The organism is Enterococcus sp. DIV0802b (assembly GCF_050543535.1).
Taxonomy (GTDB): domain Bacteria; phylum Bacillota; class Bacilli; order Lactobacillales; family Enterococcaceae; genus Enterococcus_D; species Enterococcus_D entomosocium.
In genome coordinates this window covers 209172-229424 of the sequence record NZ_CP172941.1, presented here as the reverse complement: position 1 = coordinate 229424, position 20253 = coordinate 209172, and the positions used below count along the sequence as shown (strand labels likewise).

Here is a 20253-nt window from a genome sequence, read left to right as displayed (position 1 = left end):
TAAAGACAAAAAAACACCAAACCTAAAACGAAGCTTCCTGCGCTGTTACGCGAAGAATAACTTTGCTTTTGGACTTGGTGGTGCCTGACTTGTTTATCAGTAACACTCCTGCATCTTTGACAACATCGTACTATCTACAAAAGAAAATGTCAACCCTTACATTTTTCTTAAAATCGATGACTATACAAATCGATAAGGGCACCAAGTCGCAGTATTAGTTATAAAAACCAACGATTTTTTATAGCTACTTTTTCGTAATGTTTACTCATTTATTTAGGATTGTTTTCCAGAAAATCTAATTTAATAAGGAGGTTTTTTAAATTTTCATAACCGAATGATTTGTTATTTCATTCTTACTTCACCTGTTGTTTAAGAATTTCTGATCTTTTTCTCAAAGCAGACCACACTTACCTTCTGATCATTGACTGTTGTCACGGCTTTTCGTGTTTCTTTAAATCCTTGACTCTCCCAGAAAGATCTACCGGCTGTATTTTCTTCAATAACAGCGAGAGATACGAGAGAAATCCCCTTTATGCGCCAGTCTTGTTCTACTTGCTGATAAATAGCTTGCCCGTGCCTCTTACGTCTTTCGCCAACCAGCAGCAAGCCAATATACGCAGTGCCCTCTTGCGGATAATCAACAAGATAATCCATGATAGCAATAGGTTTTTGATCATAATAAATAATAGAAAATACCTTTTGCTCTTGAGCCACAGATGGCGGTAGAACAGTCATGTCCCGCATGAGTTGTTCGATGGAAGGTGTCTCTTTCGTTAAAGCAAAATAGGCCTGGTTTTTCTGATAAATACTATAGGCAGCTTGTTGGTTTTCTGACGTGACGGAATGAAACGTATACTCGTTCATGAATGCTCCTTTATTGTAGGTTTATTGAACCTTATTTCGACCAAAAGTGAAGCAGGTGGATTTGATGGCTCTTACTGCTAGTTTATCCTATTCAAGTCCCCTCGTAAATTACTCTCGAAACCTCTTCCTATTTACGTTTCATTCCTACGATGATAACCGAACTTGTCAACGTATAAAAAAGACACCCTAAAGCCTTAAGTCAGAAGCCTGCCACTTCTTCTCAAAAGCCCTTAAGATGTCTGATTATTGGCCATTTCTCTTGTCAAACAGTGAAAAAACTATTCCTTGACTGCGACTTTGTCCCACCAAGAAGTGGCGGTCTTTTGGATCACTTCATTCAAGTCTTCGATGTGCTGTTTTCCAGTACTTGCTAGCCATTCTTTGGCTGCTTCTGTTCCTTGTTTTACAAAGGGCTCAACACCATCTTTCCACGTTGCCCGGCCGCACAAGACGCCATTGAAGGTGGAGCCAGCTTCTTTGGCAAAAACCAGTGTTTCTTGGAATAAGCTGGCTGATACGCCTGCACTGAGAAAAATAAACGGCAGATGTGTCGCGTCGCTTTGCGCTTTGAAATACGCGGCAGCTTCTTCCTTGGTATGCACGGCTTCTCCCTTGGCAAAACCTGCCACATAATTCATGTTGACTGGTACTTCCACTTTTAACACATCGACTTTGTACTGCGGTTTTGAAAATTCCTTCATCAATCCAATGACTTTTTCTGGTTTGCGTTGCGCATATGCTTTTGAGTCGACTTCAGGCAGCTTAGCATCATAGGAAAGGACTTCTAAAAAGAAGGGCAGATCAGCCGCTTGGCATTCGCTGCCGAGTCGTTCCACAAAGACGTGTTTCAACTGATTGATCTGGGCATCTTCATCTACATCATAATAAAGCAAAAATTTGATGGCATCGGCGCCTGCTGCTTTTAATCGCTCAACTGACCATTCCCCTAATAAATCAGGCAAACGTCCCGGCGTAGTCGCATCATAGCCGGTTTTTTCATACGCCAGCAAAAGCCCCGCCTCTGGATCACGACTTTGCGCAGCTGCCAACCCATATTCTGGATCTAGTAAAATGGAAGACGCGTAAGGGGTCAATTCTTGTGAGACTAGCTTTTTAAACTGGCTGATTTTTTCTGCATCAGCCTCCACGCCAAGTGCTGCCATCATTTTTTTCAAGGCACCTCGTTGGTCGATTGCTAAAGCTGCGATCACTCCTTCTTTCGTTGACAGGCGATCCATCGCTGCTTTTTTGGCTTTCGTTACGGTTGCTTTCATTAAAATTCCTCCTTTTTTGTCCATGCCAAAGAATCAACCGCTTTCACTTTTTTCAGTGTTGGCGAAACGGTTGTCAGCCCGTATAAAAATGTCTATTGATGAAGCCGTTCGACTGATTGACCACCGCACGTATCGACTTCGTACACGAAAAGATACGTGCTCGTGGTGGTCTTTCTCAGTCATCGTTAGTTGTTATACGGATGAATCGTCACGCCTTTGACCACCCGATTGACGGTACGCGTTGGCGAAGGGGTATCCGGTGTATTACCGACTTTGATCGATGCCAACAGTGCGATCGTTTGCGCAAAAACAATGTCTACTAAGGCAAGATAACCGTCTGGCAATAATGTGTCATCTGGAAAGAAAAAGTTTGTTCCTGAAAAATTCACAGCTGCCGGCTGTCCGATGGCGGTCACTGCGGCGGCGATGCCGTCACTCTTTAACTCTTCCAACATATCAAGATCATACTGCCGCGTGTAGGGCGTATTGCTGACAAAAACAAAGACGAGGGTTTGATCATCTACGAATGATTTCGGTCCATGACGGAAGCCCATCGAAGAATCGAACACGGTGGCGATTTTTCCCGCAGTCAGTTCCAATACTTTTAGCTGTGCTTCCCTGGTCAACCCCGACAACGTGCCTGAACCAAGGTAAACGATTCGCTTAAAGGAACGGTCCGTCAGTACTTGGAGTTCTGTTTCTCTGTCGATCACTTCTTGCCCCAACCGGCTAAGGGTTTCAACATAATGCCCCTTTTCTGCCAGAGGCGTCTGGTCAAAAATCAGCAGTGCCGAAAGAGCCATGCAAGAAAAGCTTCCCGTCATCGCAAATCCAGCATCATTTGACCTCTCAGGCATCAATAACAGATAACTCGCTTCATCAGCGGCAGCTTGTTGTGCCAAAGATCCGTCGGCTGCACAAGTGATCGTCAAATGATAGCTGTCGGCAACGAATTGATCGACGATTTTGACCGCTGCTAAACTTTCTGGTGAATTGCCACTTCTAGCAAAAGAAACGAGCAGTGTTGGCTCATCCGCAAATAAAACTTGTTCTGGAGCAGCGACAATATCCGTCGTAGCAATACTTTCAAAAAGATAATCCACCGTTGCGCCGTTCTTATTCAAGTAAGGAACGATCGTATCTCCAACATATTGCGATGTCCCCGCTCCCGTGAAGACCACGCGGATTCGCTTGGCCGTCTTTTGCTTGATAGTACGTAAGAAAGCCGCGATCGCCTCTTGCTTTTCTTGATAGATCGTCAAGGTTTCTTGCCACAGTTCTGGCTGTTGTTTGATTTCCCTTGTTGTAATCTCCGCACCTAATTCTGCTAATTCCTTTGTTGACAGTTGAAACATCTCTCTTCCTCCTAGCTGCTGGTTTTCCAGTATGTATTCCCAGTGACGGTACGAGGAGCGTTGTCTTGGATGAATACTTAGCGATCACCCAAAGGGCAAACTTCCTCGACCTCACTGGTTTTGAATACACACCTTTTCTTTGCTCGAGCGGATCATTTCAGACTGTCTAGGAAATGCGCTACTCGTCGTTACGCAAGTGGCGGACTTTGTATCTAAATTGGTCTGCTCGAGCAACACTCAAGGTGTATTCGATCACTTCATTTTCAATATTGAACGTGCTGCGTACCAGGTTCAACACCGGCGCACCTTCGTGGATTTTTAGCAATGCCGCATCTTTCGCACTGGCAATGCTGGCAAAAAATTCTTCGTCCGCTAGGCGGATCACTTGATGAAAATCTTCATGGAAGATATCGTACAATGGTTTTTGCTCGATCATCTCACTCGTTAAATTCATGAAGCGCTTGACGGGCAGATAAGAACGCTCGATCATCATCGGTTGGCCATCAGCAAGACGCAATCGTTTTAACTTGTAGATCGGCTCGCCAATGGAAACTTGCAACTGAGTGGCAAAATATTTTGTCGCTTCCATTTTTTTGAATGCCAATACTCTAGTTTCCGGTTGTTTCCCCAGTGCTTTCATCTGTTCGGTAAAACTATAGGAACCCGATAAATTGGTTGCCTGCTTGCGGATATCCGAGACAAAGGTTCCTTTACCATGTTGGCGATAAATATAGCCTAATTTTTCTAACTCCTGTAGTGCCAAGCGAACGGTGGTCCGACTTAACCCGTAGCGCTTTGACAGTTCTCTTTCTGAGGGAAGCATCGTGTCTGCTTCCATTTCATTTTCGATTTTTTCAATCAGTAAATTTAACAATTGATCGTATAATGGTTGTCGATTTTTATTGATATTCATAAGCCCCTCCAAACTGGTTACTACCACATAACGAGTGTACTATTTCCCGATAGGCGTGTCAAACAATCGTCTACAGGGGCTCTGTTTCCTGAGCTTGCATCTCTTCACGTAGGAAAATGAACCAATTGCCAGCACGAGCTAAGCTAAAAAGTCAGCTTTTGCTTGCTTAGCAAAACTCCTCCTACGGTTTGCGCCGTTTCTTCTGCTAGCTTGCTTATTGCGGCCAAATGGATGGATACAGACCAAAGCCAGAACCGATCAAGCCGATCACTAGCAGCAAAGCGATACATTTCAACGGCGTCCAGCCGCGTTTTGATAAGAAGAAATACAGCATCAGTGTGATGGTCAATGGAATCACTTGCGGCAAGATCCCATCGAGGATTTTTTGAATATCGATCGTCACAGGCACTTCGTTGACTTTGTTAAACGTCAATTCATATTTGCCGTTAGCCAATTCGTTGACCGCCGCATTTTCTTGCAGTGTGTCGGTCAATTGTCCATTCTCATCCGTGGTATACAGCATGTCTTCGTAAGCGGCAATGGCTGCTTGATCATCCACGATCGTCGTCGCTTGTGTCACTTCATTGGTAGTACCGTTAGGGATCTGAATATCCAAAGACGTCGCCCCATACACGCAGGTCAAGGAACCGACAACAAAAATCCCTAAAATACTCGCTGCTCGGGTGAACTCTTTGGCCTTTTCCGTTAAGATCCCAATCGCATCTGTCCCTAAACGATAGGACCAATGCATCAAGAAGAACCGTAAACCAAATTGGGCCGCATTGAATACCAGTAAGAAAATAAACGGTGCAGCGATGTTGCCGTTGATCGCCATATTGGCTGTGATACCAGCTGTTATCGGTACCAGAGTGAACCAGAATAACGCGTCACCGATCCCGCCTAGCGGTCCCATCGCGGCGACTCGCACTGCCCGAATCATGGGAATATCGGCTTTGTTTTGTTCCATCGATAGAATGATCCCCATCACAAAGTTCACGAGGAATGGATGAGTATTGAAAAACTCTAGGTTATGGCTCATTGAAGCAGCCAAGTCCTTTTCATTTTTGTGGATCTTTTTCAATCCCGGTAAAATACTGAATAACCAGCCTCCTGCTTGCATTCGCTCATAGTTGAAAGAGGCTTGTAGAAATAAGGAACGCCAGACCATATTGTTCAAGGTCTTTTTATCCAGTTGTTCTGCGGGCGCTTGTTCGCTATAAGAATCGGGAATATTATATGCCATCTTCATCGCCTCCGAAATCATAGGTATTGGCTGTTGCTACTTTAAATTTGGACTGGATTTGATAATCCCAAAAGGCTAATGCAAAACCGATAAAGGCTAGAATGATCAAGGCTGGTCCTTGCAAGGAAGGTGCCGCCATTACGATCGTGGCTAAACCAAACCCCATAAAGAAGAAGCCCCACATTTCTTTGGAAACCATCACTTTTAGTAAAATCGCAAAACCGACATACCGCATCATGCCCCCAGCTGCGCCGAGCCCACCCATCAACCATTGAGGGATCGCTGCGACCGCCTGATTCCCGAAGGCAGCACCGCCGATAAAGAATAAGACCACAATCAAGCCGAAGATCGTTCCAAGACCCACCATCGCTAAATAATTGATCCGGTCAATGCCCTTCGTATTGGCATCATGGGCGTAGCTGTCAGCTTTTGACATCACTGGCGACATTAGTGAGAAGATAATCGTCACCCCATATTGCCCCAGCAAAGAAAACGGAATCGCCGTAGCGACGGCCACTGTCGGTTCCAGCTGCAGCGTGATCGCTAAGATTGCTGCCATAATTCCGCCAATCACCGCATTTGGCGGTTGCGCGCCGCCCACCGGCATATTGCCGATCGTCATTAACTGATAGGTTCCGCCAACGATCAAGCCGGTTTGAAGATCTCCAAGAATAAGTCCGATAACCATCCCGGTAACAATGGGCTGGTACAATGATTCTAAAAAACTAAATTGATCGATTGCGGCAATGAATGTAACTATGAAGACTAAAATTATTTGAAAAATCGTGTAATCCATTTTCTTTCTCCTTCCTTATCTCTGCATCACTGAAATAATTTCTTTTCATCTTCAACAGGTGTCGTTGGAACCCGCTGAATCACTAATTGCACCCCCATTTCCTTCAGTTTTTTAAAGGCATCGACATCTGCTTCATCGACGGCAACTGTCGTAGCAACCTGTCTTTTCCCTTCTGACATATGCATATTCCCAATGTTGAGTTTCTTGATTGGCACCCCACCTTCAGCTAATTTCAACGCATCTTGAGGATTTTCAACCACCATAAAAATCTTTTGTTTTGGCGATGCTTTATGAATGATCTCGATGGTTTTTTGAATCGAGAAATACCTCGTTTGGACGCCAGCTGGCGCCGCCATATCCATCAACCCTTGTCTGACTTTGTCTTTGGCGACCTTATCATTTGCCACTAAAATTAGATTTGCCCCCAACGTACCGTTCCATTGGGTGGCAACTTGCCCATGAATCAACCGATTGTCGATTCGCGTCAACAAAATATTTGGTTCTCCCATAAATATGTCCTCCTTCTATTTACTGCATGATTTCTGCAACCGCACTGCGTTCTACTTCGATCACCGTTCCCGATTTCACCCTTAGATCGACCGTCTCTTTCCCAAGTGCTTGAATCTCCCCAATAATGCCGCCGTATAATTTGATTTTCTGCCCCTTTTTCAAGGACTGCTGCAATTCAGCGAAATAGCCTTTTTGCTTTTTCAGATGTTTCCCATTCAAGAAAGATGAGACCGCCAAAAAGAGAAAGAGAAAAACAAGCACCACGATTGAGGCTGCTAAGATCATTTCCCACATCGTTAAATCCCTTCTTCCTCATTGGTTTCCTCATGACCTTTGATCTTTCCGTGAAAAATACCGCTCTTGCCAATCTCTGCCAGTTCTTGACAAAAACGCTCTGGATCAGTTGCCGTATATCTAGTCAACGAACCTTCCACTAGCAGCAGTAGATTGATGCCGCCGATGACCTCGACTTGCGGGACCTCATTGGCAGCGGTCATCGCAACATTAAAAGGGGTCCCGCCTACAAGGTCTGCACAAATCACGACCCCATCACAGGTTTCCTTTAATTGATCGATTGCTCCTTGCAACTCTTTTTCAAAGTCAGCTAACGGATTTTCCTCTAAAAACGACACTGCTAGAAACTGTTCTTGCGGCCCTGCAATCATCGCAAGCGCATTTTCCATCCCTTGCGCAAATCCTCCATGACCTGTTAAAACCAAACCAAGCATCTTATGTCCTCCCCTTACTCTCAACTGGTAGTAACCACATATCCAATATAAACGCTTTCATTTTGTCTGTCAACAATTTTTTTGTTTTTATATAAAAATGTCTTTGTTATCTTTAAATACAAAAAATGGCGCCAAAACAATGATTATCAATTAATAACCCAATTGATAAAGGTATTGAAATCCATCAAGGGAACGACCTTAATGTTATTTTTAACAAGTACGTTCACTGGTTTTTGAGTCTGGGTATCTAAAGAACCACAAGTCACTCACTATTCACCGATACAACAATCAACGTTGTTAAATAAAGGAACTATCAACAAATTTGCTTCCTTACTAAAAAACCAGCTAGGTATAATCCCTAACTGGTTTTGATCATCACCAAACTCATTTTCCATTATGCGTTTTATTAAATTGTATCTCCAACATTGCCAATACCACTCAGATGCCATCCTGTTTTTAGTTCGGATAGATGATTTGCGTCAGTTCTCCAATCTTATCGTTATAAGCATCAGAAATAATGACAACGTCTTCTGTACTAAAAGCTTTTACCGCGGCGACTTGTCCATATTTCGAACTGTCACACAATAAATAGGCGGTTTTGGCATTATTTAGAATTTCACGCTTTTTGTTCGCCTCTACCAAGTTGGGCGTGCTTACACCTTTTTCAGCATCAATACCATTAGCACCTAAAAAAGCCGTTTGAAAGTTAAACGTTTGTAAATTTGCATCCGTCAATGGACCATTCAAGGATGAAATAACGGGATTGTATCGGCCACCAAGAAGTAAAATCTCGGCAGGAGTTTCTTGTTGAATTGTAAAGACACTCGTATTGGTAGTAATAATCGTGATTTTTTTATTAATGATTTTATGCAGTAACGCTGTACAAGTCGAACCAGAATCTAGGTAGATCACATCACCATCGTGAACCAACTCAGCAGCCAAAGTAGCGATCGCTTCTTTCTCTTGGGAATACAAAGCAGCTTTAGCTGCAATCGGCATTTCGGAAGCCGTTGAACAAATCTTCACTGCGCCACCAGCCAACAATTCAACTCTTCCTGATTTTTCTAATTCTTTTAAATCCCGCCTCAATGTTGAGATAGAAACAGTAGGCAAAATGCTTTGCAATTGCTCTATTTTTAACAGTTCATCTTGAGCCAAAGCTTCTAAAATTTTTTCTTGTCTTTCATATGGAATCATAGCAACCTCCATTAATTGGTCAACTTCACTTTTTTTCAAATTATACCATACTTTTTCTCTCGGTATGAGCAAGGACTTTCATTGTTCGTCAATTTGATCTAGATTATGGGATAAATTTCTCGTTAACAAAAAAAGACGAGGATTCGCATTAGCGAATCCTCTAACCTTTGATCATTCTACTTCTAACTGACCAATCATTGCTACCCGTTTTTGGTGACGACCACCTTCAAACTCAGCAGCCAGCCATTCCTTAGTAATCATTTTCGCTAGTTCGACGCCCACGACGCGCGAACCAAACGCCAATACGTTGGTATTGTTATGCTCTTTTGAGAGCTTAGCACTATAGGGTTCGCTGCACACTACGGCTCGGATGCCCTTGATTTTGTTGGCAGCAATTGAGATACCCACGCCTGTGCCACAAATCAAGATTCCCAAATCACACTTTTGGGTTACCACCGCTTCTGCAACAGTCGCCGCATAATTGGGATAGTCAACGCGTTTATCACTTTCTGTCCCAAAATCCTGTACCGTGTGCCCTAACGACTCCAAATAGGTGATGATATCAGTTTTTAATTCAAACCCAACATGATCACAACCGATTGCTAGTTTCATGCTTGATCCTCCTCTTTATATATTGAGATCAGTTCTTGATACGATTCTTCTTTTCCAAAAAGAGCGGAGGTCCCTAAAACAAACCCATCAACACCTAAGGCGCTTAAGCGAGTCATTACGGCAGGCGAAATCGCTCCATCTGCCATTAATTGGTAGAAATAACGTTCCTTAACTGCAGCAAGCTGCTTTATTTTTCCTTCTACATGTGTCAAATACGCTTGACCTGAAAAACCGGGATCAACAGTCATTACCATCACGTAATCGATCAATGGCAGCAGTTCTTCAATCATTGCTACACTTGTTCCAGGATTGATAGCGATTCCGGCTTGTTTTCCCTTTTGCTTGATTTTGTTGATAGTTCTTGTAGGATGGCGATCTGCTTCCGGATGAAAATAAATGATATCTACACCTATATCCGCAAATTTCTCTACATACGCTCCCGGATCTTCAATCATCAAGTGGACATCAACTAAGGTTTCTGACCATTTGCAAATAGCTTCGATATCTTGAAGTCCCATACCAAAATTTGGAACAAATCGTCCGTCCATAACATCAAGATGAAAAATATCGATTTTCGCCGCTTTTAAAGCGGCAACCTCGTCCTTTAGCATTGAAAAATCAGCACACATCATAGATGGACACAAAATTTTTTTCTTCAAAACACTACCTCCTGTCAGCAACTGTTCTCACTCATTGATAACGCCAATCGTTTGTCCACAACGCCCTTGCTTCTCTGTAATCGTCAAGGTTCGCTGTGCGGAATTAGTGAAAACAACGATTACATCCGTTTCTTTGCCTTGTGATGCCAGAAACGGAAAATCAACGTTTGCCAGCACACTCTCGGCAGTAACTTTGTCACCTTCAGAAACTTTGGTATCGAATCCTGCGCCATTTAGTTCCACAGTATCGATCCCAATATGGACTAGAACTTCTAAGCCATTTTTGGTTTTTAACGAAATCGCATGTTTTGTAGGAAACACAGAGACCACCGTTCCTTCAATCGGTGCTGTAACAAGATCATCTGTTGGTACCACAGCAAACCCATCGCCTAATAGTTTGGTTGAAAACATCTCGTCCTTCACTTGGTCAATACTTTTCACCACGCCATTAGCTGGTGCATATATAACGTTTTTCTTCTTAAATAGACCCATATTTCCCCTGCTTTCTACGCCAACGTCTCGTCTCGATTGGTAAATACAAATGCTAAGACTGCTGAAACCACCATTGAAATCAGTAAGCCGATCATCGCTTGTATGAAATTCGAGGAAGTTGAGCCTACAAAGGCGGGAAAAGTGGTGACACTACCAAAGACAAAGGCATTCGTTACAACTTGCATCAATCCTAAATAGGCCCCACCCACAGCACCACCAATAATTTGCGCTAAGAAAAGTTTTTTATTTTTTACAAGTAAGCCGAACAAAGTAGCTTCGATAATCGCTGATAATGCGATCGTGACCAAGCCAGTTAAAGCAAAGCTTCGTAGTTTTTTATCTTTTGCTTTAAAGTAAACGCCAATCGTTGTACCTATCACAGCGAAGTTACATGCAAAAGTAAAAGGAACGATGTAATCAAAGCCATAGGTTGAAACGTTATTAATCATGATTGGATTGACTGCCCAGTGAATGCCCAAACTTACGAGAACACTCCAACCACCACCAACTAAGATTCCAGTTAGCACACTACTGCGCTCGATCAACCAATTCACCACATTAGCGACTGCTTCGCCACTATAGACCCCGATTGGTCCAATAACGATCACTGTCAATGGAACCATAATCGCTAGTGAGACTAAAGGAACGACCACCAATTTTAAAGTCTCCGGTATGTGTTTGTCTAAGAATTTGTAGAGATATGAAAAAGCCCAAATCGAAAGGATGATTGGTACGACAGTCGAATTGTAGTTCATCAAAACGACTGGAATCCCGAAGAACTCCGTCGTTGCACCGTTGCCTGCTCCTCCCATCAATGCAATAAAATCAGGATTGATTAACGCAGCCCCGATCAATGCCGAGATATACGGACTGGCACCAAACCGCCGCGCTGAAGTAAACGCTAACAATACGGGTAAGAAATAAAATACACTCATAGAAGCAACAAATAAAATCGAATAAGTGCCGCTGTCTTCACTGATCAACCCGAGCTGAACAAACAAAATCAGTAGTCCTCTTAAAATACCTGAGCCCGCCAAAACTGGGAGTAGTGGCGCAAAAATAGCAGATACGGCAGAAAAAACATTGCTGATAATACTGCCAGAAGCTTGTTCTTCTGTGGTAGGGCTACCAGAAATTTCGTCACCTTTAACTAACGGCTCAAACTCATCATAGAGCTTTCCAACTTCTGTCCCAATCAAAAGCTGGTACTGGCCCGCCTTATTAATGACATTGATCACTCCGTCGATATTCTCGACGGCTTGATCGTCCGCTTTTGCGGTGTCATGTAACGTTAGACGCAACCGGGTGGCACAATGTGTCATATTGCGAACATTTTCCGCTCCGCCTATTTTTTCTAAAATATTTTTTGCCATCACTTTGTAATCCATCTTCCCCACTCCTTTTATTTTGATTGATTTGTTGGTGACAAAAATTCAAGCAGCAACTGATTGGCTGCGACTGCATCGTTTTGATCGATCACAGCTTGAATCGCAGCCAAGCCTACGTTATCGATCATTTGATCCATTTGTTTGATCATTTTCATGTTTTGTTCGCACTCTTTTGAGGCATGCTCAATTACAGGGAACGTATCAAAATAAATCACACCGTCATAGTTATGCTTTTTGACATAATACAAGAATTCTAATGTTTTGAAGGGTGTTGCTGAACCGATCATCAATCCATCGTCGTTTAACCCATACCCATCATTCAGATGCACCCCGTATAATAACCCTTTTCCAGCGAACAGATCCGCAGCAAAAGCAGGGTTTTCGTGTTTCATTAGCATGTGGCAATAATCAAGGGTCACACCTACATTTTTACGGTTGATCTCATTAAGCATCATTCCAGTGACACCCATACTATCAATGAACGCATAGGCTCTTGGTTGAAATGGCTTATACTCGATACTGATTTTCAAATCTGGTGCGTAGTCAGCAATTTCAATAAAGGCAGCCCGAATCTGATTCCAAACCTTTTGGTAATTGATTTGAAAACTATAGTCAAAGCCATCAAACCCGAGCCAAATGGTTACGACTTCTCCACCTGCTGCACGACAATAATCAACAGCTTCTTTGCATAACGTTAAGGCATGCTGCGCAACCTGTGGGTCAGCATTGCCTAATTCACCGTTGATAAACTCTTCTCTGAATCGCAATGCAACACCATTCAATTTCAAATCAGCTTGTCCCAATCTCTCTTTCATTTCAGAGGCAGTCGTCCCACCGACGTGCTCCGGATAATTTAAATCTACGTAATCAAGCCCCAATTCTTTGAATGCGCCAAATACATTGTCTAAATCATTTTCGTAAATTGATAAAAATGAATTGATTCTCGTTGCTAATTTCATCTTCATTCTCCTTAGCCATTTATTATAGACTCAGAATAGCACAAAATTTTTCCATTAACAACCACTTTATTTCATATTATTTCAAATTAATTCATAAAGAAGCATTGTCTCTATTAAAAGAAATACTTCAAAAAATTGATTTATAAGCATTTATTTTGTTAAAACTCCATTTTGGAACCATTTGAAATAAATTGATTTTTTATGGATAATTTTAAAAAAGTTGTCTTGATTCACTGATTATGCTGATTTGACTCTATTCGTTTCAGAAAAAGGATCATTTGGTAAATTCCTAGTGGGCTGTTATTGAACTAGGCGTCCCTAGTAATGTATCCCCTCTCACTCTTTCGAATTGTTTTCACGTGAAACAAAAAAACCTAACCAACCAGCAGGATCGCTGTTTGATTAGGAAATGGGCACTGCTTTATTGTTTGGTCAACCACGTGCGCGAGTGTTCAACTTCTTCATACGTTAACTGATGACTTGGGGTCCAAACGGTTGAAAGGACTGCGCCCCGCGAGGTAAAGATCTCTTGGACGTAAGCACTGTCAGCTAGGGAAACGATCGGGTCGTTTCTGCCAAAACTCAGAAACACATGAGTGTCAGGCAAGGAATTCGTCGGTACATTCTCGACTGGATACATGGCGTGGTAGAGGATCGCTTTTTTGAAGTGGTCGCTATCATTTAGTAATAAGCGAATGGCAATGTTGGCGCCATTGGAATAACCCACCAGTACCACTTGCGCTAACGAAAAGTGGTGTTCTTTGGCGGCTTGCCGAATGAAATCGGCTAATTCGTCGCCGCGAAGTGCTAAGTCGGCTTCATCGTACACCCCTTCAGCTAGGCGTTTGAAGTAACGGGGCATGCCGTTTTCTAAGACATTGCCGCGAATACCTAATAGTGAAGCTTGGGGATCAAGGGCTTTTCCTACTTCTAGCAGCGACTGTTCGTCGCCACCAGTGCCGTGGAGCAGCACCAAAACTGGTGCGTCGGCTGCTCCTTGTTGGTAGATTGCTTTCATCGAAGTTCCTCCTTTAACTTGGTCGTTTGATATCGAAAATCTCCCCAATCGTTGCGTAAGAATTTCCCGCTAGCCGGCTGACTGCTTGTAAGGCACGGGGATCGATCTTGCCGTCTTGATAGACATCCTCTGCAATCTGGTAGCCGACGACTTCCAACAATAAGAGATCGGCAGTGGTCTGCTGGTCTTTTTTGATGGGTACGTGCTGATGCAGAATCGTTTCTAAGCGGACACTGGCTTCTTTCAAGCCAGGAACGGCAATCATTTTCGATGTCGTTGTGGTAAATCCAGAAACCGTCAACTCGCTTTGGTCTGCGGGCAATAATGCCGCGGTTTTATTGGCCTCTTGGACATTTGTTTGATCCAAAATATGCACAACGGCTTCTTTCGTCGCCAACAGATTGCGGGCGGTGTCTTTCAGTTCCCCCTCTTTGCGCTGGATAGCCAACGAGAGGATCACAGGTTCTGAGCTGACGATGTTAAAAAAACTGAATGGGGCGATGTTGACGATACCATCGGCTGATTGCGTACTGACCACAGCTACTGGCCGTGGAATGATGGAGCCAATCAGTAGTTTATAATTTTCTCGTTGGGTCAAATCCTTGGGATCTAAATAGTGCATACAGCGTCTCCTTTTTTCTAAACCGATAAGTCTGGCAAGCGATCCTCGATCTCTACACGGCGGCTTTCAAATTGGGCTGGCAGCATCAACTGCTGTCCTAACGTTTCTAATGGTTCATCAACTAAAAAGCCTGGGGTTTCTGTTGCGATCTCAAAGACGATATTGCCCCTTTCTTGGAAATAGACGGCTTTGAAATAGTTGCGGTCTTTGATTTCAGTGACTCCGTATCTTTGATCGTACAAGTATTCTTGCCACTCTTTTTGCACTGCTTCCGTTGGCACGGACCACGCGATGTGATGGACGGTGCCGACACCCCAGCGCCCTGCTGGCATTGCTTCATGGGGCACGACGATCTCATGAGCGAGGGTACCTGCGGTATGGAGATGCGTGCTTTTATTTGTTTGATTAAAAATGTCCAGACCTAGATCATCTGCCAACGTTTGAATGGTCGCTTTTGGTTGTGCCGAAAGCAAGACGGCCCCATGAAAGCCTAAAATCGCTGGTGTTTCTGCCGATTCTTCGGCTTCGACTAACGCCAAAGACAGGTCATGCTGATCATGAAGTTCTAAAGTTGGCCGATCAAACAATGTACTTTCTTGGACAGTTACTTGATGTTTCGCCAGATGTTCTTGCCAATAGGCACTGCTGCCTTTAGGAATACGAAACGCGATCGTGCCGACTTGTCCGCTTCCTACTCGCCCAGGATGGGCATTTGCCCAGGGGAAGAAGGTGATGATGGTCCCATTTTCTAATGCTTGATTGCTGTAATAAAGATGATACGTGTAGGGATCATCAAAATTGACGGTTTGTTTGACGAGGCGCAACCCCAACACGTCGCGGTAAAAGGCAACGTTCGTTTGCGGATCGCCTACGATGGCTGAAATATGGTGGATCTGTTGAATGGGTTGCATACTGTGTGCCTCCTTAGGCGCGTTTTGTATTGAAGGGTTTGATGACTCCTTCGATGTATTCACGGCGATTTTCTAAAAATGGTGCCAATGATAAGGACTCACCCAATGTTTCGTATGGCTCATCCCCCATGAACCCTGGTTCATCTGTTGCTAGTTCAAAAAGAATATGGCCGATGCGCACATACAAGGATTCAAAATAGTAGCGATCCACATAGCCGGAGTTGGCCAATCCCAAGTTATCAAAGATTTCTTGCCAAACTGCTAATGAGTCGTGGTGAGCTAAGCGAAAAGCGACATGATGCACTTCGCCATCGCCTTGTTGCGCTTGCGGGCTCGTGGTATCTTCCACTAAAACGACTTGAGCGCCATTGCCGCCTTCACCAACTTCTAGCAAATAGCGATTATCTACTTGATCAATGGTTTTGAAATCAAAAACGGATTCCAGCAGCCCTTTGAAATCTGCCAAGTAAGAAACAGACATTTCGACAGGACCTAAGCCATAAATCGCAAATTCAGTAGGAACCGGTCCTTTTTTCCAAGGAGTACCAGCTTTCACGCCAGTATTGTGTTCGTCAGAGATCAATTGATAAGCTTGCGTATCAAAATCCCAAAAACGCATCACTTTTTTCCCAAATTCGGTGGTGATTGCTTCGTGTTTTACCTCAAATTCATCAAAGCGTGCGGCATAATAATCAAGGGCAGCATCACTGGGTACTCGGAAACTGGTGCGGGTGATCGAGTTGGTTCCTTTGCTGCCGCGAGCGGTATTGGGAAAATCAAAGAACGTCATGGTCGTTCCCGGTGACCCTAAATCATCCGCAAAGTAGGTATGGTACGTATAAATGTCATCTTGATTGACGGTTTTTTTCACTAAACGCATCCCTAACACATCTGTAAAGAAATGGTAATTCCGTTCCACATCACTTGTCATGGCCGTCACATGGTGTACCCCTAATAATTGATCTTGTTTTCTCATTTTCTTTTCCTCATTTCTGATCGTAAGTTATTTTTCGTAAAATTGTTTTTAATTGTTGCAATTCTTCACTGCTGAGTTCGGAAAAACTCGCCGCAATCTTTTGTGCATGACTGGGAAAAATTTTCTCCATCAATGCCCTGCCTGCTTCCGTAATACTGACGTAAGTTACTCGTTGATCTTCTTGGCTAGGTTCCCGGCGCACGCAGCCTTTTTTGACTAATTGATCGACTACATAGGTTGTCGAGCTGCTGGCGATCAAAATTTTTTCCTTGATGGCTTGCGTCGTATGGGTGCCTTTATGGTAAAGCAATTCCAGTACAGAAAACTCTGTGATATTTAAGCCATAACAACGAACATCTTTTTTTGCCACTTGTTCCAAACGACTCGCCGTACGCAGCAAACCGATGTACGCTTTGAGCGCTTCTTCTTGATGCGCCATTTTCCTCACCTCTTTATTTCGAATTCGAGATAATCATAACTTACTTTTTGTAAGTTGTAAAAAGATATGCTTTGGTTGTTTAAGAAAATCATTCAATGCTTATTTTTATAGAGGTTAAGAACGGTTAGACACTAACGAAGGTCCCACCTTTTCTCTACGTCCCCTTCAAATCTAATAAAAAAACGGAACTCATGAAAGGTTCCATGAGTTCCGCTAAATATATATTTTACTGAAGAGGATTCGATCCATTCCATGTACCGATGAATGAAGCGCTGATTCCGACGCATACTTGTCCTTTTTAGATCATTGTGGTCGGCTGCACCTGCTTTTCCAAAGCCAGTAACCACTTTTTGCGTTCGACACCGCCGCCATAGCCGCCGATGCTGCCATCGCTATTGATGACGCGGTGGCATGGAACGATCAACGCCAATTGATTTTTTCCGTTGGCATTGGCAACAGCTCGGGTAGCTTTTTCATTGCCGATTCGCTGTGCCAATTGTTTGTAAGAGTATGTTTCTCCGATCTTCATCGCCAACAGCTGCTGCCAGACGGCTTTCTGAAAATCGGAGCCGATCAATGCAATTGGAATCGTGAAAACAGTTCGATTTCCTGCAAAATATTCCGTCAGTTCTTGCTTAAGCTGCTGGATGATTGCTGTTTGCTGGGGAATAATCACTGCATTCAAACGGCTTCTCAAAACAGCGATCTCCGTTTCTAGCCCTCTGCGATCCACGAATTCTAACAAGTAAAGCTGCTGCTGGTCGCTGATCGCCAACATCGATCCCAGCTTGGTCTCAAGCCAAGCAGAAGAAAGAATCGTTTTTTCGCGGCTGTTGGAAGGCAATTCCCCCATAATCCGGGAAAACGCATCTCGAAAGCCGTTGCCAGAATCGAAGCCGGCTTCTAATTGTGCTTGGATCAGCGGTTCTCCTTCACGAATCTGCTTAAACGCTAACCCTAAACGGTGTGAACGGGAATATTCGATAAAGGTCATGCCAAAATATTTTTTAAATTGTCGACGCGCAGTATTGGGATGGATCGCTAGCGCTTCAAAATCTTTGTCGGTCCACTTTTTCTCCGGGTTGCTCTCCACCGCTTCCACAAGGCTTTTCACGTCAGGGGATAAGTGGCTAGGTGAGCTGAGCGGGCGACATCGTTTGCAGGGACGATACGCCGCCAGCAGCGCTTCTTGTGCCGTCTGAAAAAACTCGCAGTTTTTCTTGAGCGGTTTTTTCGCTGGACAGGTAGGACGGCAAAAGACGCCGGTGGTTTTTACCCCAACGTAAAAAATCCCTTCATATTGGGAATTTTTTTCAATCAGCATGTCGTAATAGTGGTCCCGTTGTCGGCTATCTTCAATCATCTTGCGCATCCCTCCTTCTTTTCTACACTTACAAAAATACTTTGTACCTGTCCAAACACACGATCAACCAATGCAGCAGCCTGCAAAGGCAGGTCGAAAATTTGCCAACATCCTTCTGATGACATACGATCACCCTTTCCTCTGAATGACCTTAGTGTACAAAGAATGGTCTTGACGCATCCCATAAAAATTAACACCAATTTTTTAAAAAGGATCGAAGGCAGTTATCCTCCGATCCTTTTGATTTCCCGTTTGCCTATTTTTCGGCGAATCTTAAAAGCAACGCCTACAGGAACCTAGACCGTCGCCTTCTGCTTGACTTGCAGGGCACTTTTTTTCCGCAAGACTCGCTCCAAACGGGGGCGATTATAGCGTTGGATCATGATGAATGGGCAGTTGGCCAATAACGCATAGGCGATCATCACCCAGCCCGCCCACGTAGGATTCCAGAGGAAAAAGAACGGTGCTGGAACAATCAGCAGCCAATGGGTCAGCTCTGCTCGGCGTGTTTCGATGACGAATTTTTCCAGATAGTCCTTTTGTTGCTGAGCCAAGCGAGATTTGTCAAAGCCTTTTTTGGCAATCACAGTGCCGTCGGGCAATTTGTCTTTCCACTGACGAATACGAAATACCTCCGCCCAGATTCTGCCGCCTTTTTCAAAGGCAAAAGAACGGAACCAGTTGGCATGACGTTCAAAAAAAGCATCACTGACTTTGCGCAAGCTAAACGAGATGCCTAGATGAAACAGCAGCCAAGCCAAGCTGTCTGTAATGAGCAAGAGCAGTGGAGATAAGGTGATCAGCGGCATGTGCATCGCCTCCTATAAATTGATTTTTCGTCCTTTCCAGGTCACGGATTTCAACAAATGGGTTTGGATCCATGACCAACCAAATAAGCCTAGGAAAAAAAGAAAGTAACATGGGAAAAAAAGCAGCAAGACTCGGTTGAAGTTGCCGACACGGCGGGCAAAGCACACGGTTTGTCCAAAATAAGCAGCATAAAAAAGCAGTCCTAGCCAAAGCGGTTCCATCAGAAACGGTGCCGCCAGTACCCCAATGCTGCCGCTGATCCACAAGATGACACCTGCCATGATCAAAGGGTGAGTGAATTGCGAAGCAGTGGCAAAGTCCTTCGTCCAGCCTTGAACAAGTTGACGAACACCAGCTGGATACATCCGAAAGGCCAACAGGTCTTTTCCACCATACAAGGCGATCGGCAAGCGTTTTTTCTTAAAGCGTCTCGCTAATGCTAGATCATCTAAGATTCCTTGTGGCATGTCCTGATGCCCATTGGCTTGAAGGTACGCTGTTTTGCTGCACAAGATACACGGACCAAAGGCGCCGCCGGCTGAGAGTTTTTCGCCTACGATAGAAAAGCGGTTCAACCCGACAGGTAAGATGACATTAAAGACGGCAGATAGTTGTTCATACAGGCGCTTCGTTTGATGATAGGGCTGCACCGAGAGCAGGCCTTGTCCCGATCGCTCCTCATACGCAGCGAAAAGGCGCTCTAAGCCATCTTCTGCTAGAAAGAAGGTATCGGCATCCAAAAATAATAGATACTTGCCCACCGCTTGTGAGGCGCCTAACCAGCAAGCCGCCGCTTTCCCAGCAGAATCAGCAGCGGTTTTCAAGACCGTCGCACCGAAGCACTTGGCACAGGCGATCGTCTCGTCTTCCGATCCGTCATCAACCACCAAAATCTCCACAGGATAAAGGGTTTGCTGCTGCAAGGATGCCAACAATTGCGGCAAATTTTCTGCTTCATTGCGGGCGGGGATGATGATCGACAATTCTGCCCTCTCCTTCAAGTCTTTGGATGCGGCTGTCTCCTTGCGGGTGGGTATCGTCGGCAGGCGGAAAAAAATCAGCCAGCCTGCCAGCCAAGCAGCGCAAATACCAGCGAGCAGCAGGTACACAGTCATCATCCTTTC

At 44.2% G+C, this 20253-nt stretch carries 23 protein-coding genes; all 23 read right to left on the bottom strand.

Translation table 11 applies throughout. From position 1 onward, the window contains the following. Positions 1-369: 369 nt before the first annotated feature. The gene (locus IGJ12_RS01085) at positions 370-864 is read right to left on the bottom strand and encodes a GNAT family N-acetyltransferase (RefSeq protein WP_086332888.1); all 495 of its coding nucleotides are present in this window, start codon (positions 862-864) and stop codon (positions 370-372) included. A gap of 278 nt (positions 865-1142) precedes the next feature. After that, positions 1143-2138 (bottom strand): tagatose-bisphosphate aldolase, encoded by a 996-nt coding sequence (lacD, locus tag IGJ12_RS01080; RefSeq protein WP_313769657.1) that lies wholly within the window; start codon positions 2136-2138, stop codon positions 1143-1145. 185 nt (positions 2139-2323) lie between these two features. After that, positions 2324-3493, bottom strand: a complete 1170-nt coding sequence (locus IGJ12_RS01075; protein ID WP_086332886.1) for an SIS domain-containing protein — start codon at positions 3491-3493, stop codon at positions 2324-2326. Positions 3494-3671: 178 nt separating this feature from the next. Beyond that, a complete protein-coding gene (locus tag IGJ12_RS01070; protein WP_016619581.1) occupies positions 3672-4406 on the bottom strand; it encodes a GntR family transcriptional regulator in 735 nt (244 codons plus the stop codon). A 214-nt stretch (positions 4407-4620) separates the two neighbouring features. Then, positions 4621-5649 (bottom strand): PTS system mannose/fructose/sorbose family transporter subunit IID, encoded by a 1029-nt coding sequence (locus IGJ12_RS01065; RefSeq protein ID WP_430619263.1) that lies wholly within the window; start codon positions 5647-5649, stop codon positions 4621-4623. Then, a complete protein-coding gene (locus tag IGJ12_RS01060) occupies positions 5639-6445 on the bottom strand; it encodes a PTS mannose/fructose/sorbose/N-acetylgalactosamine transporter subunit IIC (RefSeq protein ID WP_005232623.1) in 807 nt (268 codons plus the stop codon). Before IGJ12_RS01060 ends, IGJ12_RS01065 begins: the two co-directional genes overlap by 11 nt. 26 nt (positions 6446-6471) lie before the next feature. Continuing rightward, positions 6472-6954: a PTS N-acetylgalactosamine transporter subunit IIB gene (agaV, locus tag IGJ12_RS01055; protein WP_005232625.1), complete on the bottom strand. Its 483-nt coding sequence runs from the start codon at positions 6952-6954 to the stop codon at positions 6472-6474. 19 nt (positions 6955-6973) lie between these two features. Continuing rightward, the gene (gene yajC, locus IGJ12_RS01050; RefSeq protein ID WP_008376459.1) at positions 6974-7249 is read right to left on the bottom strand and encodes a preprotein translocase subunit YajC; all 276 of its coding nucleotides are present in this window, start codon (positions 7247-7249) and stop codon (positions 6974-6976) included. Positions 7250-7251: 2 nt separating this feature from the next. After that, positions 7252-7683 carry a PTS sugar transporter subunit IIA gene (locus tag IGJ12_RS01045; protein ID WP_086332885.1) on the bottom strand — a complete coding sequence of 144 codons (432 nt, stop codon included), beginning with the start codon at positions 7681-7683 and terminating at the stop codon, positions 7252-7254. Between the two features lie 456 nt (positions 7684-8139). Next, positions 8140-8892 (bottom strand): DeoR/GlpR family DNA-binding transcription regulator, encoded by a 753-nt coding sequence (locus IGJ12_RS01040; protein ID WP_005226765.1) that lies wholly within the window; start codon positions 8890-8892, stop codon positions 8140-8142. A gap of 159 nt (positions 8893-9051) precedes the next feature. Next, entirely contained in the window at positions 9052-9492 is a 441-nt protein-coding gene (gene rpiB, locus IGJ12_RS01035; protein ID WP_016611535.1) for a ribose 5-phosphate isomerase B, read from the bottom strand. Then, entirely contained in the window at positions 9489-10151 is a 663-nt protein-coding gene (locus IGJ12_RS01030) for a ribulose-phosphate 3-epimerase (RefSeq protein WP_077453031.1), read from the bottom strand. The genes rpiB and IGJ12_RS01030 overlap by 4 nt, the downstream gene beginning before the upstream one ends. A gap of 27 nt (positions 10152-10178) precedes the next feature. Then, a complete protein-coding gene (locus IGJ12_RS01025) occupies positions 10179-10643 on the bottom strand; it encodes a PTS sugar transporter subunit IIA (protein ID WP_077453032.1) in 465 nt (154 codons plus the stop codon). A gap of 14 nt (positions 10644-10657) precedes the next feature. Beyond that, the gene (locus tag IGJ12_RS01020; protein ID WP_077453034.1) at positions 10658-12031 is read right to left on the bottom strand and encodes a PTS transporter subunit EIIC; all 1374 of its coding nucleotides are present in this window, start codon (positions 12029-12031) and stop codon (positions 10658-10660) included. Between the two features lie 14 nt (positions 12032-12045). Next, complete coding sequence (locus IGJ12_RS01015) at positions 12046-12990, bottom strand: sugar phosphate isomerase/epimerase family protein (protein ID WP_077453036.1); 945 nt, start codon at positions 12988-12990, stop codon at positions 12046-12048. Positions 12991-13411: 421 nt separating this feature from the next. Further along, the gene (locus IGJ12_RS01010; protein ID WP_430619262.1) at positions 13412-14008 is read right to left on the bottom strand and encodes an alpha/beta hydrolase; all 597 of its coding nucleotides are present in this window, start codon (positions 14006-14008) and stop codon (positions 13412-13414) included. A 13-nt stretch (positions 14009-14021) separates the two neighbouring features. Beyond that, the gene (locus tag IGJ12_RS01005; protein ID WP_086332884.1) at positions 14022-14630 is read right to left on the bottom strand and encodes a flavin reductase family protein; all 609 of its coding nucleotides are present in this window, start codon (positions 14628-14630) and stop codon (positions 14022-14024) included. A gap of 17 nt (positions 14631-14647) precedes the next feature. After that, the gene (locus IGJ12_RS01000; RefSeq protein WP_086332883.1) at positions 14648-15541 is read right to left on the bottom strand and encodes a VOC family protein; all 894 of its coding nucleotides are present in this window, start codon (positions 15539-15541) and stop codon (positions 14648-14650) included. Positions 15542-15554: 13 nt separating this feature from the next. Next, entirely contained in the window at positions 15555-16517 is a 963-nt protein-coding gene (locus tag IGJ12_RS00995) for a ring-cleaving dioxygenase (protein WP_061053593.1), read from the bottom strand. A gap of 10 nt (positions 16518-16527) precedes the next feature. Then, positions 16528-16956 (bottom strand): MarR family winged helix-turn-helix transcriptional regulator, encoded by a 429-nt coding sequence (locus tag IGJ12_RS00990; protein WP_016611544.1) that lies wholly within the window; start codon positions 16954-16956, stop codon positions 16528-16530. Between the two features lie 298 nt (positions 16957-17254). Then, a complete protein-coding gene (locus IGJ12_RS00985) occupies positions 17255-18319 on the bottom strand; it encodes a bifunctional transcriptional activator/DNA repair enzyme AdaA (protein WP_430619261.1) in 1065 nt (354 codons plus the stop codon). A 296-nt stretch (positions 18320-18615) separates the two neighbouring features. Then, on the bottom strand, positions 18616-19134 hold the full coding sequence (locus IGJ12_RS00980; protein WP_086332881.1) for a glycosyl-4,4'-diaponeurosporenoate acyltransferase: 519 nt from the start codon (positions 19132-19134) through the stop codon (positions 18616-18618). A 6-nt stretch (positions 19135-19140) separates the two neighbouring features. Next, positions 19141-20247, bottom strand: a complete 1107-nt coding sequence (locus IGJ12_RS00975) for a glycosyltransferase (protein ID WP_086332880.1) — start codon at positions 20245-20247, stop codon at positions 19141-19143. Positions 20248-20253: the final 6 nt, after the last annotated feature.

Coding starts and splice junctions, on each gene's coding strand:
- lacD (WP_313769657.1), bottom strand. CDS start 2,138: ATGAAAGCAACCGTAACGAAAGCCAAAAAAGCAGCGATGGATCGCCTG.
- IGJ12_RS01060 (WP_005232623.1), bottom strand. CDS start 6,445: ATGGATTACACGATTTTTCAAATAATTTTAGTCTTCATAGTTACATTC.
- IGJ12_RS01075 (WP_086332886.1), bottom strand. CDS start 3,493: ATGTTTCAACTGTCAACAAAGGAATTAGCAGAATTAGGTGCGGAGATT.
- IGJ12_RS01070 (WP_016619581.1), bottom strand. CDS start 4,406: ATGAATATCAATAAAAATCGACAACCATTATACGATCAATTGTTAAAT.
- IGJ12_RS01045 (WP_086332885.1), bottom strand. CDS start 7,683: ATGCTTGGTTTGGTTTTAACAGGTCATGGAGGATTTGCGCAAGGGATG.
- IGJ12_RS01040 (WP_005226765.1), bottom strand. CDS start 8,892: ATGGAGGTTGCTATGATTCCATATGAAAGACAAGAAAAAATTTTAGAA.
- IGJ12_RS01000 (WP_086332883.1), bottom strand. CDS start 15,541: ATGCAACCCATTCAACAGATCCACCATATTTCAGCCATCGTAGGCGAT.
- IGJ12_RS00995 (WP_061053593.1), bottom strand. CDS start 16,517: ATGAGAAAACAAGATCAATTATTAGGGGTACACCATGTGACGGCCATG.
- IGJ12_RS01065 (WP_430619263.1), bottom strand. CDS start 5,649: ATGGCATATAATATTCCCGATTCTTATAGCGAACAAGCGCCCGCAGAA.
- IGJ12_RS00975 (WP_086332880.1), bottom strand. CDS start 20,247: ATGATGACTGTGTACCTGCTGCTCGCTGGTATTTGCGCTGCTTGGCTG.
- agaV (WP_005232625.1), bottom strand. CDS start 6,954: ATGGGAGAACCAAATATTTTGTTGACGCGAATCGACAATCGGTTGATT.
- yajC (WP_008376459.1), bottom strand. CDS start 7,249: ATGTGGGAAATGATCTTAGCAGCCTCAATCGTGGTGCTTGTTTTTCTC.
- rpiB (WP_016611535.1), bottom strand. CDS start 9,492: ATGAAACTAGCAATCGGTTGTGATCATGTTGGGTTTGAATTAAAAACT.
- IGJ12_RS01025 (WP_077453032.1), bottom strand. CDS start 10,643: ATGGGTCTATTTAAGAAGAAAAACGTTATATATGCACCAGCTAATGGC.
- IGJ12_RS01085 (WP_086332888.1), bottom strand. CDS start 864: ATGAACGAGTATACGTTTCATTCCGTCACGTCAGAAAACCAACAAGCT.
- IGJ12_RS01020 (WP_077453034.1), bottom strand. CDS start 12,031: ATGGATTACAAAGTGATGGCAAAAAATATTTTAGAAAAAATAGGCGGA.
- IGJ12_RS00980 (WP_086332881.1), bottom strand. CDS start 19,134: ATGCACATGCCGCTGATCACCTTATCTCCACTGCTCTTGCTCATTACA.
- IGJ12_RS01015 (WP_077453036.1), bottom strand. CDS start 12,990: ATGAAATTAGCAACGAGAATCAATTCATTTTTATCAATTTACGAAAAT.
- IGJ12_RS01005 (WP_086332884.1), bottom strand. CDS start 14,630: ATGCACTATTTAGATCCCAAGGATTTGACCCAACGAGAAAATTATAAA.
- IGJ12_RS01010 (WP_430619262.1), bottom strand. CDS start 14,008: ATGAAAGCAATCTACCAACAAGGAGCAGCCGACGCACCAGTTTTGGTG.
- IGJ12_RS00985 (WP_430619261.1), bottom strand. CDS start 18,319: ATGATTGAAGATAGCCGACAACGGGACCACTATTACGACATGCTGATT.
- IGJ12_RS00990 (WP_016611544.1), bottom strand. CDS start 16,956: ATGGCGCATCAAGAAGAAGCGCTCAAAGCGTACATCGGTTTGCTGCGT.